Annotated in this window: 1 protein-coding gene; it reads left to right on the top strand. The window is 65.5% G+C overall.

Features of this window, described 5'->3' with window-relative positions; genetic code table 11:
• Positions 1-342: adenylosuccinate synthetase (locus AC6RA4_RS11170; RefSeq protein WP_500160299.1), on the top strand; the 342-nt coding region annotated here is incomplete at its 5' end.
• Positions 343-420: the final 78 nt, after the last annotated feature.

Below are 420 nucleotides of genomic sequence, written 5' to 3'. Positions count from 1 at the left end.
ACCTGCGCCACCTCGGGCGTCAACGGCATCTCGCTGACCAAGCTCGACGTGCTCGACGGGTTCGAAAAGATCAAGATCTGCACCGGCTACGAGCTCGACGGCAAGCTGCTCGACCACCTGCCCATCGCCACCGAAGAGCAGGCCCGCTGCGTGCCGGTCTACGAAGAGATGGACGGCTGGAGCGAGTCGACCGAGGGTGCGCGCTCGTGGAACGACCTGCCCGGTCAGGCGATCAAGTACGTGCGCCGCATCGAAGAGCTGATCGGTTGCCCGGTCGCCATGCTCTCGACCTCGCCCGAGCGCGAGGACACCATCCTCGTCACCGACCCGTTCGAGGACTGATGGCGCTTTCGCACAAGACCCGCAAGCGCCTGTCGCTGCTGCTTCTGGTGGTCTGGCTGCCGCTCTACATCGTGGCGG

The sequence above is a fragment of the Salipiger sp. genome (genome assembly GCF_059781815.1).
Note: the sequence above shows the minus strand (reverse complement) of the source record. Positions and strands in the feature narration are given on the sequence as shown.